Annotated in this window: 10 protein-coding genes; 8 read left to right on the top strand and 2 right to left on the bottom strand. The window is 43.6% G+C overall.

Annotated elements, in window-relative coordinates; genetic code table 11:
* Positions 1–366: 366 nt before the first annotated feature.
* From ICN28_RS03725 to ICN28_RS03715, 3 genes are all read left to right on the top strand, one after another.
* Positions 367–2,772 (top strand): Tex family protein, encoded by a 2,406-nt coding sequence (locus tag ICN28_RS03725; RefSeq protein WP_216286889.1) that lies wholly within the window; start codon positions 367–369, stop codon positions 2,770–2,772.
* A gap of 126 nt (positions 2,773–2,898) precedes the next feature.
* Positions 2,899–3,168, top strand: a complete 270-nt coding sequence (locus ICN28_RS03720) for a transcriptional regulator (RefSeq protein WP_216862360.1) — start codon at positions 2,899–2,901, stop codon at positions 3,166–3,168.
* Positions 3,168–4,418 (top strand): HipA domain-containing protein, encoded by a 1,251-nt coding sequence (locus tag ICN28_RS03715; RefSeq protein ID WP_216286311.1) that lies wholly within the window; start codon positions 3,168–3,170, stop codon positions 4,416–4,418. The genes ICN28_RS03720 and ICN28_RS03715 overlap by 1 nt, the downstream gene beginning before the upstream one ends.
* 106 nt (positions 4,419–4,524) lie before the next feature.
* On the opposite strand, the gene ICN28_RS03710 is transcribed toward ICN28_RS03715, so the two are convergent.
* Complete coding sequence (locus tag ICN28_RS03710) at positions 4,525–6,048, bottom strand: TolC family protein (RefSeq protein WP_255536115.1); 1,524 nt, start codon at positions 6,046–6,048, stop codon at positions 4,525–4,527.
* A 269-nt stretch (positions 6,049–6,317) separates the two neighbouring features.
* Between ICN28_RS03710 and ICN28_RS03705 the strand changes: the two genes are divergently transcribed.
* The 5 genes from ICN28_RS03705 to trmB all read left to right on the top strand — a co-directional run bounded on the left by ICN28_RS03705 (position 6,318) and on the right by trmB (position 11,388).
* Entirely contained in the window at positions 6,318–7,610 is a 1,293-nt protein-coding gene (locus tag ICN28_RS03705) for an efflux RND transporter periplasmic adaptor subunit (protein ID WP_216286309.1), read from the top strand.
* A 28-nt stretch (positions 7,611–7,638) separates the two neighbouring features.
* Positions 7,639–8,361, top strand: coding sequence for an ABC transporter ATP-binding protein (locus ICN28_RS03700; RefSeq protein WP_216286307.1), 723 nt, complete (start codon positions 7,639–7,641; stop codon positions 8,359–8,361).
* Positions 8,361–9,581, top strand: a complete 1,221-nt coding sequence (locus ICN28_RS03695; RefSeq protein ID WP_216286305.1) for an ABC transporter permease — start codon at positions 8,361–8,363, stop codon at positions 9,579–9,581. The genes ICN28_RS03700 and ICN28_RS03695 overlap by 1 nt, the downstream gene beginning before the upstream one ends.
* An 87-nt stretch (positions 9,582–9,668) precedes the next feature.
* Positions 9,669–10,556, top strand: coding sequence for an undecaprenyl-diphosphate phosphatase (locus ICN28_RS03690; protein ID WP_216286303.1), 888 nt, complete (start codon positions 9,669–9,671; stop codon positions 10,554–10,556).
* Positions 10,557–10,572: 16 nt separating this feature from the next.
* Positions 10,573–11,388 (top strand): tRNA (guanosine(46)-N7)-methyltransferase TrmB, encoded by an 816-nt coding sequence (gene trmB, locus ICN28_RS03685; RefSeq protein ID WP_216286302.1) that lies wholly within the window; start codon positions 10,573–10,575, stop codon positions 11,386–11,388.
* A 13-nt stretch (positions 11,389–11,401) separates the two neighbouring features.
* On the opposite strand, the gene ICN28_RS03680 is transcribed toward trmB, so the two are convergent.
* The gene (locus ICN28_RS03680) at positions 11,402–12,808 is read right to left on the bottom strand and encodes an NAD-dependent succinate-semialdehyde dehydrogenase (RefSeq protein ID WP_216286301.1); all 1,407 of its coding nucleotides are present in this window, start codon (positions 12,806–12,808) and stop codon (positions 11,402–11,404) included.

Here is a 12,808-nt window from a genome sequence, read left to right as displayed (position 1 = left end):
TGATTATTAGTAAATTTATATTTAAATTTACTATGTTATTGATATTTAATTTACTTTGTTATTGTACATAAATTTACTATGTTATTGTGATTAAATTTACTTTGTTATTGTCCGAAATAGGCTAAATCCAGTTTGAGATTGCATGATTGCTGGCCATCTGAAGCGCTTAAGTAGATCGTTTTCTACGTTGTCAAATTTCTAAAAAAGTAGAGCCGGCGTTGATGTGTTTAGAATCGATCCTCTTAGAAATACTTCATCATTCCAACTTACACAAAGTCATCTATATTGAATTCTCCAGCTAAACCTCTCATTCTTGAATCAGCAGAGCAAATTGCTCTGCGTATTAATAACCAAATCGCCAAAGAAATGAATGTGCGACCACAGCAAATTGCTGTGTCAATTGCTTTAATGGACGAGGGAGCAACTGTTCCATTTATTGCCCGTTATCGTAAAGAGGTAACCGGTGGTTTAGATGACACCCAGTTGCGTGGCATTGAAGAGCGCTTACTTTATTTACGTGAACTAGAAGATCGCCGAGTAGCGATTTTGAAATCCATCTTCGATCAAGATAAGTTGACCGATGCCTTGGCTAAATCGATTGCTGCCGCAGAGACGAAACAGGCTTTAGAAGATCTTTATCTCCCTTATAAGCCGCGTCGCCGCACCAAGGCCATGATCGCGCGTGAAGCTGGTTTAGAGCCTTTAGCTCGTTCTTTGATGGCAGATCCTACTTTAGATCCTCAGGTCGAGGCTGTTAAATATATCAATATCGATGCAACTGCTTATGCTGCGTTGAGTGCGGATCAAATAAAAAAATCTCAAGCGGGTGAAGAGGGTACTCATCCTTATGTGCCCGATGTCAAAACGGCTTTGGATGGAGCAAGAGATATTTTGTCAGAGGAATTTTCTGAGACGGCGCCGCTATTGTCTAAGTTGCGCGAGTTCTTATGGACTCAAGGTTTCATGACATCGAAGGTGGCAGATGGTAAAGAAATGGCGGAAGAAGAAAAATTCCGTGATTACTATGCTTACTCGGAGCCTATTCGTTTGGTGCCATCTCACCGTGCTTTAGCTCTTTTTAGAGGACGTCAATTGACTGTATTGCAATTGAAGTTATCTTTGGAGGAGTCGCAAGAATCTTTGGTGCCTCACCCGTGTGAAGTGATGATTGCCAAGCATGTGGGCATTGAGTCATTGGGTCGTCCTGCTGATAAGTGGTTAGCAGAGGTATGCCGTTGGACATGGCGTGTAAAAACGTCACTCTCGTTAGAGATGGCACTGTTTACACAGTTGCGCGAAGCTGCTGAGACAGAGGCAATCAAAGTTTTTGCACGCAACCTCCACGAGCTGTTATTGGCCGCTCCTGCTGGCCCGAAAGTAGTGATGGGGGTTGACCCCGGAATTAGAACGGGTTGCAAAGTGGCTGTTGTGGATGCCACAGGGAAGTTGCTTGAAACGTCTACCATCTACCCTCATGAGCCTCGTAAAGATTGGGATGGCTCTTTAGCGGTTTTAGGAGCTTTATGCGTTAAACATCAGGTCTCTTTAGTGGCAATTGGTAATGGTACCGCTAGCCGTGAGACAGATCGTTTGGTGAAAGATCTTATGAAACTTCTATCGGCTAAGCAAGGTTCTGATGCGCATCCTTTGCAAAAGATTGTGGTGTCTGAAGCAGGTGCTTCGGTTTATTCGGCATCCGAGTTAGCCGCTTTGGAATTTCCGGAGTTGGATGTTTCATTGCGAGGTGCTGTATCCATTGCGCGACGTTTGCAAGATCCTTTAGCGGAATTGGTGAAGATTGAACCTAAGGCGATTGGTGTGGGCCAGTATCAGCACGATGTGAACCAATTTCAACTATCTAGAACCCTTGATGCAGTCGTAGAGGATTGTGTGAATGCCGTGGGTGTGGATCTCAATACAGCATCTGTGCCATTACTGTCTAAAGTATCCGGTTTGAATGCGGGCTTGGCTAGAAACATTGTTTCTTTTAGAGATACCAAAGGACGCTTTAATAATCGTGAGGCTTTAAAAGAAGTGCCACGCCTTGGTGATAAAGCATTTGAGCAAGCCGCTGGCTTCCTGCGTATCAGTGGTGGTGATAACCCCTTGGATCAATCATCGGTTCATCCTGAGTCTTATCCTTTGGTGGAGAAGATCCTCAAGCAATTAGGTCAACCCGTTACCGAGGTGATTGGTAATAAAGAGCTGATCAAGCAAGTTGCTGCTAATGATGTGATTAAAAAGTTGGTGGATGACAAGTTTGGTGTTGTAACCATTAAAGATATTTTGGCTGAGTTGGAAAAGCCTGGTCGTGATCCACGGCCCGAATTTAAGACAGCCACTTTTGAAGATGGCGTGGAAGATATCAATCAATTGATTCCAGGCATGATCTTGGAAGGTGTGGTGACTAACGTTGCAGCCTTTGGTGCTTTTATTGATATTGGTGTTCATCAAGATGGATTGGTTCACGTGTCAGCTTTGGCTGATAAGTTTGTGAAAGATCCGCATGAGGTGGTTAAAGCGGGTCAAGTTGTGAAAGTAAAAGTACTTGAAGTGGATGTGAAGCGTCGCCGCATTGGTTTAACGATGAAGTTAAATGATTCTGCACCGTCATCTTCCAACTCATCTGCTTCATCCTCTCGTTCAGAGGCTGGTGATAGATCGCAAGCCAGATCATCAAAACCCTCTCACCAAGCTCAGTCGAGATCGCAGGCGCCGCAAGGCAATACAGCTTTTGCGGAGGCATTTGCTAAGTTGAAAGCTAAAAACTAATACGGGTTTTATACAAAGCTTGTTTAAACCTCAGCCATTCTAAATATTGTTACTTTTCGGTAACAATATTTAGAATCTAGGCGTATAATCATATTTAATTACCGTTAGGTAACTAAATATTAAAATATGCTGAAAAATCATAAAAAATTACCGTTAAGTAATATAGAGGGGCTAAAGGTCAGTGACACTAAAACCTTAGGTGAGTTGATGCGCGCTCAAAGAAAAGCCTTGGGTTTGACTCAATTAGATATAGCTGGCGTGAGTAATAGTGGTAACCGATTCATTATTGAATTAGAGGCTGGTAAGCCAACAGTACAGTTCCAGAAAACTTTGGACACCCTCAACCTGTTAGGTTTGGAGATGGTGATCAGAGAAAAAACATCGGGTGATCTTTGATGCCTCAGGAGTCCTTAGATATTTACTGGGAGGGTGAACTAATCGGCCATCTAGTCGATGGATCACCACTATCTTTTGAGTATGACTCAGGGTGGTTATCAAAAAAAGATCACTTTGCTCTTTTGGGTATTCCCAAAATAGTTGGATTACAAAATGGTCCAATGATCACTTCATTTTTTGAAAACTTATTGCCTGAAGCAGAGTTAAGGGAGTATTTGACTTCACAGCACAAGGTTGGAAGTTTGTTTGGTTTACTGTGGAAATTTGCAGGTGACACGGTGGGAGGTTTCATTATGACTCCCTCAGGAACTGGTGTTGATCCACTGGCTTATGAGAAAACCACTTGGGAAAAGCTAGCTAAAAAAATTCAAAAAGATGGCATTCATAATGCTGGTGGATTACTCGAAGCAAGTCGCATCTCAATTGCTGGAGCTCAACGAAAATTTTCAATTGCAATTTTTAATGATGATCAAGTGATGCTGCCAATAGGGGTGTCGCCATCAACTCATATTGTCAAACCAGAAATCATCAAATTTGAAAATATTTGGCGTTCAGCCCTAAATGAAGCCATCATCATGAAGACTGCATCTTTGTGCGGCTTAAAAGTTGCAGAGACATTTTATGAGCCACACACCGAATCATGTGTTGTTAAAAGGTTTGATAGATTTTTTGATGGAGAAGTAAGAAAAGAAAACCTTAAAAGAGTTGTTCAGTATGATTTTTGTCAATTATTTGGCAAAACTTCAGATAGAAAGTATCAGCAAGATGGTGGCCCCGGTTTTGTAGACTGTGCAAACTTAATTAAGAATCATAGCTTTGATGCTGTCAATGACATAAAGTCATTGGTGCAGTGGTTGTTTTTTAATTTGATGGTAGGTAATCATGATGGCCATGCTAAAAACCTATCCATCAATAAGATAGATGGTAAGTTTTATTTGTCACCTTTCTATGACTTAATGTCAACCCAGGTTTATAAAGGAATTTCTTCAAATTTAGCGATGTCAGTCAATGATCAATATGAGGCTGGTCAGATTGGCGATAAAGAGATCACGGGCTTTTGTGAAGATCTGAATCTTCAGCGAAGCTACGTGATCAAGATTGCTGAAGATTTATTTGAAAAATTACCAAGATCTTTAGATGAGGCTATTTTGAGTTGCAATGCCAAGGACCCTAAGAGCCAAAGTTTTATAGACAAGCTACAAATTTACGTTATGAGTAACAGCCGTAAATTAATGAAGCGAATAGCTTAAGTATTTTTAAGTAGAACTCGCAGAAATTTGTCTAATTCAAATAATTGTTTTTGCATTATGGTGCAATTTTAGAATGAAAAAAATTGCACCATAGTACAAGATGTACTTACTTCAACAACGCATTCACTGACTGTAGATCCTCATCGCTAAGAACTGCAGCTTGAGCTTTTAGTTTAAGACCATTCAGAATGGTGTCATAGCGTGCTTTGGCTAGATCTCTGCGTGTTGTAAATAAAGTGTCTTGAGCATTTAAGACGTCAATATTGATACGCACGCCAACTTCGTAGCCTAGCTTATTCGACTCCAAAGCGCTTAATGCGGATATCTCAGCAGCTTCATAGGCTTTGACTTGAGCCAAGCCATTATTAAATCCAAGGTAAGCTTGGCGAGTCGCTTGGGCTACTTCACGACGCTTCGCTTCGTAGTCTGAAAGAGCCTTGCTAGCAAGTGCTGATTTCTCTCGGACAAGTGATTGCGTGTAGCCGCTAGAAAATAGAGGAACTGTGACCTGAACGATGACTTGGTTGGAATACGTTTTTGAAGATGTGATGGCATCTGTCCCTACGGCACCTTCAGAATCGTTGTAACCACGTTGCGCTACTAAATCAACAGAAGGAGCATGGCCTGCCATTGCTCTTTTGGTATCTTTGCTGGCGATTTCGTAAGCTAGCTTGCTAGCTAAGATGCCATAGCTCACGTCTTCAGCTTGTTTCACCCAATCTTGGATGGTCTGGCCTGGTTGCACTTGTGTTGTAGACTCAATATTCACTTTTTGTGATTTTTGATAGCCTTTGTTTTTTAGCTTGCGATCTTTAGCGACCACTTCAATTTTGGCGTTACCGTTCAAGCTTTTTAGATTGCCAATCTGAGAGCCCGTTAATTGCTCTAGGGCGCTGCGCTTAATCAGTAAGTCCGCTTCTGCTGCCAACTCTTGCGCAACAACTAAGTCGAAGCGTGACTGCGCTTCATGGGTATCTGTGATGGTTGAGGTACCCACTTCGAAATTACGTTTGGCTTGTTCTAATTGCTCGCTAATTAATGCTTTTTTATTTCTATTGAGATTAAGCGTGTCTTGCGCATTGAGAACGTTGAAGTAAGCTTCAGTAACTCTCAAAACTAAATCTTGCTCAGCTGCAGCAAATTGAGCCTCTGCAATCGCGGCGCTCAAGTTACCTTGGCCAAATTGTTCCCATTTATCCCAACTGAATAAGGGTTGGGTTAAGCGGACGTTCCAGCCGCGGCTCTTAAGGTCTGAAGAGCCTAGGGCTGGACTTCGTCTGTACAAATCATTTTTGGTTTCATTACCGGTGGCGTTCACTTGAGGTAATAAGACTGAAAGTCCTTGCCAAGTTTTTTCTTTTCCAGCAAGGAGGCTGTATCGGGCAGAAGTAAAGGTGGGGTCACTCAGAGCGGCTTGACGATACAAGCTGAGTAAGTCAGTCTCTTGAGCTTGATTGGCTTTGGTCGAACTTAAAGCAGCTTTGCTAGGCTCAACCACCATCACCGGAGGCTTATCTTGTGCAAACGAAGGGCTGGTCATCAGCGGGGCACTCCAAGCCAGGGCTAAGAGCAGCACTAGTTGCTTATGTTTTGGGCGTAATACGGTATCCATCATGCTTTTTGCTTTCATTTCCCTATTTTCCACCAAACTGGTTTGCTTTGCAGATTTTTAAAAAACCTTCAAAAAGGACTGACCCCGAAGGCTTTTTATTTCATGGATTGAAAAATGCTTATGCCTTTCCTATAAGTATTCTTTAGCTTTGAATAAAATGATGCTTTTATTGATGCAAATTAACTCAATTAACACTTAATCATCAGGCTTTTAAACTAAATTCAGTTTTTGATTCACAATAGAAATGTAAATCGTCAAAGTTAATTTTTAGCTTATAGAAAGCAGTCATGCAAAACATTTGGAATCAGCGCCTCGTGTACTTCAACACTATCCGTCAATGGATAGGTGCTCACGCATGGGTTCGTAAAGCTCTCTATAGCTTTTTAACCTTTATTGTATTCATAGTGATTTGGAAGTTCTTGGCAGCTTCATTCGGATGGAGTGATCCACAATATAAAACTGTCGCTGTGGAAGAGGGTCCTCTAGCAGTAACAATCAGTGCCAGTGGTACCTTGAATCCTGTTAAGTCAGTTCAAGTGGGTACGCAGGTTTCCGGCATGCTGCAAGATATTTATGTCGACTTTAATGATGTTGTTAAAAAAGGTCAGGTGATTGCACGTATTGACCCACGTGAGTGGCAAGCTCGCTTTGAGCAAGCGGAGGCTAATTACATATTAGCGAACCGTAATCATGAGAACAATAAAAAGTTAATCGAGAAAAACTTTATTTCACCGTCTGCTTTTGATCAAACTTTGAGTGCTTATAAGAGTGCTAAAGCTTCTATGGCGATGGCTAAAAAAGCTTTAGATGATACGGTCATTAGAGCGCCAGTTGATGGTGTAGTGGTCAAGCGCAGTGTGGAGAGAGGTCAGACGGTAGCCGCTAGCTTGCAGGCGCCAGAGTTGTTCATCATCGCTCAAGACTTATCTGATATGCAGGTTGAAACATCGATTGATGAAGCGGATGTGGGTCGCATTACAGCGGGTATGGCTGCTAGTTTTACAGTCGATGCTTTTCCAGGTCAAACTTTTCAGAGTCAAGTGAAGCAAGTTCGTAAGGCGCCATTGAATGTTCAAAATGTCGTGACTTATACCGTTCTTCTCAGCGCCTCCAATCCTGATTTAAAACTATTGCCTGGTATGACAGCGAACACCAGCATCATCACCGAGCAAAAAGAAAAAGTCTTGCGTTTACCCAATGCTGCTTTACGTTTTAAGATGCCGGATGCGGTGATGGGTAAGGGTGCTGAAAATAATTCTGCTAAAGAATCCAAAACCTCAAAACCAAATAAGTCGGACTCGAACACGACTTCAGCTACAACTGATAAATCTTCTTTAAAGCCTTATGGCGGGATGCCAAAAGCCACTTCTCGTAAAGTCTGGGTTTTGGAAGAGGGCGGACTTAAGAAAAAACCTGTTCAAAAAACAATTCAAGTAGGTTTAAGTGATGGTACTGCCAGTGAGATTTTGCCTACCGAAAATGGAGAATCTTCATTGAAAGTAGGAGATCAAGTCATTATTGGCGTGCAAAAGACAGGTGGTTCAGAGGCTGCTCGGCCAACTGGCCCTCGTTTCTTCTAATTTTATAAATTAAGAATTTCTGACGATCATGTCATTTATCCAAGCCCGCCATCTTGTGAAAACCTATGGAGTTGGTGAACAGTTGGTGCATGCCTTGAATGATGTTAGCTTAGAAATACAGCAAGGTGAATTTGTGGCGATTGTGGGTGCCTCGGGTTCAGGTAAGTCAACCTTCATGAACATGATTGGTTGCTTGGATCAACCTACCAGTGGCAGTTGTTTGATAGCGGGTGAAGACATAGCCACCATGGATAGCAATGCGTTGGCAACCCTTCGCAATCGCCGCATTGGTTTTGTATTTCAGCAATTTAATCTATTGGCTAGAACTTCCGCTCTTGAGAATGTAGCTTTACCTTTGCTCTATGCTCGCGAGGGAGTTCTTGCGGGGTTGACTAAGCAAGAGCGCTTGGATCATGCCCAGCAACGTTTACAGCAAGTGGGTTTGGGTGAGAGGTTGAACAACACGCCAGCTCAGTTATCCGGTGGTCAACAGCAGCGAGTGGCTATTGCTAGAGCATTGGTGAATGACCCAGATTTAATTTTGGCGGATGAGCCCACAGGTGCATTGGATTCTAAAACCAGTGGCGAGGTCATGGACTTGTTGACGCATTTAAATCAACAAGGCATAACTGTCGTGGTAGTGACGCATGAGCAAGATGTGGCGGCCTATGCGCAACGCACCATTACTTTTAAAGATGGTCGTGTTTTATCGGATCAGAAAAATCCACCAAGGATTGAGAGTAAAACTTAATGAACTTACTCATCGCCCTTCAAGCTCTCAAGATCAATAAGTTACGTTCTGGTTTAACGATGCTAGGCATCATCATAGGCGTGGCTGCTGTGATTGTGATGGTGGCCGTTGGAAGTGGTGCTCAAGCAAAAGTCAAAGAACAGATTGCAGGTCTGGGCTCTAATTTGATGATCCTTTGGGCTGGCTCCGTCACAACAGCGGGTGTTCGCGGTGGAACAGGGACTGCGCAAACACTCGTGGAGGATGATGCCTGGGCTGTGATGCGCGAGATACCCGAGATTCAGGTAGCAGCCCCAACTCAAAGAGGCAGTGGCCAAATTGTTTGGGGGAATACCAACTGGTTAGCAGCCATTGTGGGTGCTACGCCTGAATATTTTGAAGCACGTGATTGGGGTTTGGTGAGTGGGCGGATGTTTGAATACGGTGAGTTATCCAGTTCTGGCAAAGTTGCCATTGTTGGTCAAACCGTCGCGCGTGAACTCTTCGGTGAAACTGATCCAGTGGATCAAATCATTCGTGTGAGAGGTGTGCCTTTTACTGTGATTGGTCTTTTAGAAAAAAAGGGCCAAAGCATGATGGGGCAAGATCAAGATGATATTGTGATCTTGCCGCTGTCGACTGCCAGAAATAAAATATTTGGCGCCTTGCAAGGACGCATTGGTCGCGTTAGTTCAATTTTCATCAAGTCTCGAGATGGGGTTGATATGAAAGAGGCTGAAGATAAAGTTAGAGAGTTGCTGAGGCAGCGTCATCGCTTGTCTCCTAATACCCCCGATGATTTTTCATTACGCAATTTGACAGAAATACTACAAGCTCAAGAAGCAGCTAGCAAAGTGATGTCCATTTTGCTAGCTGCTGTTGCCTCTGTGAGTTTATTGGTGGGGGGTATCGGCATCATGAATATCATGTTGGTATCTGTGACTGAGAGAACTCGAGAAATTGGTTTACGTTTGGCTGTTGGCGCTAGGGGCAAAGATATTTTGAGTCAGTTTTTAGTCGAAGCAATTACCTTGTCCACTATCGGCGGCTTCTTGGGGATCTTATTGGGTGTTCTGGGAACTTGGTTGGTGGCAAACTTAGCTGGTTGGCGAGTAGAGCTGACCATCTTCCCCATTATCTTGGCGGTTGGTTTCTCAGCCATGATTGGTATTTTCTTCGGTTACTACCCGGCACGTAAAGCAGCGGCTATGCAGCCGATACAAGCTTTGAGGTATGAGTAAGATCAGCAAAGATCATCAATAACTTTATTACCTTTACTAAAACTATAAATTAATAGATATTTCCCGTAAGCCCTTTATCATGGCGGTATGGATATCTACTTATTACTTAAAGCGGTTATTTTGGGCTTGGTGGAGGGTTTCACTGAGTTTTTGCCTATTTCATCGACAGGTCATTTGATCCTTGTCAGTGACATGCTTAACTTCAATGATGAAAAAGGTAAAGCCTTTGTTGTGATCATTCAGTTCGGTGCAATTTTGGCTGTTTGTTGGGAATACCGCCAAAGACTTGTTAGCGTTTTATCGGGTTTATTCACTAGACGACAATCTCAGCGTTTTGCGATCAATATCACGGTAGCGACGATCCCCGCGATTGTTCTAGCATTGTTATTGGGTAAATATATCAAAGCTGCACTCTTCTCGCCTGTGCCTGTGGCCGCTGCGTTTATTGTGGGTGGTTTGATTATTTTTTGGGTAGAGTCGCGCCAGAAAAAAATAACCGTTCAGTTATCCGATTCTGTTTTAACTAGAACAAGTATTCAGAGTGTCGATGATTTGCGTTGGCAAGATGCTCTCAAAGTCGGTCTAGCTCAGTGTGTGGCTTTGATCCCCGGGACATCACGCTCGGGTGCAACGATCATTGGGGGCATGATGTTTGGTTTGCCTCGTCATGTGGCTACAGAATTTTCTTTCTTCTTAGCTGTTCCCGTGATTTCAGGTGCAACTGTTTATGAGTTATTTAAGCTACGTGATGTTTTAGGTGATTTGGGTTCAGATGGTGGCGCGAGTTGGTCAACATTTGGACCGGCCTTGGGTATTGGTTTTGCTGTTTCTTTTGTTTCAGCATTTGTTTGTATTCGTTGGTTGATTCGTTATGTGGCAACCCACGATTTCACGATGTTTGCTTGGTACAGAATTATCTTTGGCTTGATTGTTTTATTAACCGCATGGACTGGAACCGTGCAGTGGTCCAACTAATCTAATTAATAAAACTATGTCAGAGATAAAACGTAAAACGTCAGATCAGTCATTTTCTCAAGATGAAAAATCCAGCGCTCCACGCTTGTATGAGCGACCTGATCTCGAGAAAATCGCTGCAGGAGAGCATTACCTAAATCGTATCAAGTCATTTGTTTTACGAACAGGGCGCTTAACGCCGGGTCAAGCCAAAGCGATTGAAACCTTGGGGCCGCAATTTTTATTACCTTATACAGGCGCAGCTATAGATTGGGCGAAGGCTTTTCAATCAATAGCTAGCCCAACAGTCAACTCAACGGCTCGCCCCAAAATATTAGAAATTGGTTTTGGCATGGGGGAGACCACGGCTAAGATTGCCCAAGCTCGTCCTGAAGATGATTTCTTAGCAATTGAGGTTCATGAGCCGGGTGTGGGTGCTTTGCTAAAAGTGATTGGCGAGCAAACGATCACTAACTTGCGTTTAATGCGTCACGATGCGGTGGAAGTGGTGCAGAACATGATCCCCGAAAACTATTTGGATGGTGTCCATGTTTACTTTCCAGACCCATGGCATAAAAAGCGCCACAACAAACGCCGTTTGATTCAGCCAGAGTTTGTGGCTTTATTAGCTAGTCGTATTCGACCAGGTGGGTATTGGCATTTAGCCACGGATTGGCAAGAGTATGCCGAGCAGATGATGGAAGTTCTATTGGCAGAGACTAGTTTGCAGAACACAGGCCAACTTGAAGGGGGCTATGCTGAAAGACCCGGCTATCGACCTGTGACCAAGTTTGAAAACCGAGGTATCCGTTTAGGACACGGTGTTTGGGATTTGGTATTTAAGAAAAAGTAAGATTTACTTTTTCTTAAAGGCCCAAGCAAACGTATTTCATCTCGAGGTATTCATCGATACCCCAAGTGCTTCCCTCGCGACCTAAGCCTGATTGTTTAACACCACCAAATGGCGCAACTTCATTGGTAATCAATCCAGTATTGACTCCCACCATACCAAACTCTAAAGCTTCAGCTACCCGCCAAACGCGCCCAATATCTCGGCTGTAGAAGTAGGAGGCCAAGCCAAACTCACTGGCGTTAGCTGCTGCAATCACTTCTGATTCTGATTTAAATGGTATGACCGCTGCCACAGGACCAAAGGTTTCTTCGGTTGTGATCAGCATGCCAGGTTGAACTCCTGATAAAACGGTGGGCTCATAAAAGGTGCCGCCTAAGGCGTGACGTTTGCCACCAGACTCAAGGCGAGCTCCTTTTTGTAACGCATCTTGAACGTGGGCTTCTACCTTTTGAACTGCTTGTTCATCAATCAAGGGGCCTTGTTGAACGCCTTTCTCTGATCCTGGACCTACTTTAATCATTTGGCTGGCTGCAGCTAACTTTTGCACAAATGCGTCATGCAAACTTTCATGGACATAAAAGCGATTGGTGCATACGCAGGTTTGTCCGGCATTACGGTATTTAGACGAAATGGCACCCTCAACCGCTGCATCTAAGTCAGCATCTTCAAAAACAATAAAAGGTGCATGGCCACCGAGCTCTAGGGCTAGTTTTTTAACAGTTGGGGCACATTGCGCCATCAGAATCCGCCCTACGGGGGTTGATCCTGTAAATGAAAGGTGTCGAACAATAGGAGAGTTGCAAAGCACCTGACCCACCAAAATTGAATGATCCGCATCGGCAGTGACGATATTGATCACACCATCGGGTATACCTGCTTCTTTAGCTAGTTCAGCTAGAGCGAGAGCTGAAAGTGGTGTTTGTTCGGCTGGTTTGATGATAATGGTGCATCCTGCAGCAATTGCAGGGGCTACTTTCCGGGTGATCATCGCTAGAGGGAAGTTCCAAGGCGTGATGGCAACGCAAACGCCAATCGGCTGCTTGAGTACCAGCATACGTTTATCCGTCCAAGTGGTGGTTGGTATAGCGCCAGTCACTCGTTTTGCCTCTTCAGCAAACCATTCTAAGAAAGAAGCAGCATAAAAAACCTCACCTCTGGCTTCAGCCAAAGGTTTCCCTTGTTCTTGTGTCATCAGCTCTGCAAGGCGATTGCTATCGCGTGTGACTAATTCAAACCATCGTTTAAGAGCCGCTGCTCTTTCTTTTCCGGTCTTAGCTTTCCATGAGGTTAGAGCTTCATTAGCTTTTTGAATCGCTAACTCTGCCTCCATCGCGCCCATATTGGGCACGTGAGTAATAACTTGTCCCGTGGCGGGGTTGAGAACAGGAAAGCTTGGGGTTTTATTTTGATCTTGGCTCAT

The organism is Polynucleobacter sp. 30F-ANTBAC (assembly GCF_018882385.1).
GTDB lineage: Bacteria > Pseudomonadota > Gammaproteobacteria > Burkholderiales > Burkholderiaceae > Polynucleobacter.
The sequence above is the reverse complement of the archived record's forward strand: the minus strand, read 5'-3'. Positions and strand labels throughout refer to the sequence as shown.